This is a genomic window from Streptomyces novaecaesareae, from assembly GCF_000716875.1.
Taxonomy (GTDB): domain Bacteria; phylum Actinomycetota; class Actinomycetes; order Streptomycetales; family Streptomycetaceae; genus Kitasatospora; species Kitasatospora novaecaesareae.
The window spans coordinates 1-238 of record NZ_JNWQ01000246.1 but is presented as its reverse complement, the minus strand read 5'-3'; the positions used below and the strand labels follow the sequence as shown (position 1 = coordinate 238).

General features: G+C 68.1%; 1 protein-coding gene. It reads right to left on the bottom strand.

All coding sequences use genetic code 11. The features are described 5' to 3' along the window. A partial coding sequence (locus OP86_RS32700) for an Ig-like domain-containing protein (RefSeq protein WP_033334558.1) occupies window positions 1-238 on the bottom strand: 238 nt, incomplete at both ends.

The window sequence follows — 238 nt, the reverse complement described above, 5'->3', positions numbered from 1 at the left end:
GGCGCCGAGGTCAATGCCGTGTTGGTGCTGGCCTTGGCGACCGTCTGCTTGATGGTCGCCGAGGTGGAGGTGTTGTAGTTGCTGCTCCCGTTGTAGGTGGCCCTGATCGGGTGCACGCCAACACTGAGGGCGGCAGTGGTCAGGGTGGCCATGCCGCCGGACAGGGTGACCGGCGCCTGGGGGATGCCGCCGATGAAGAAGGTGACCGTGCCAGTGGGTATGCCGCCCCCGGGGGCGA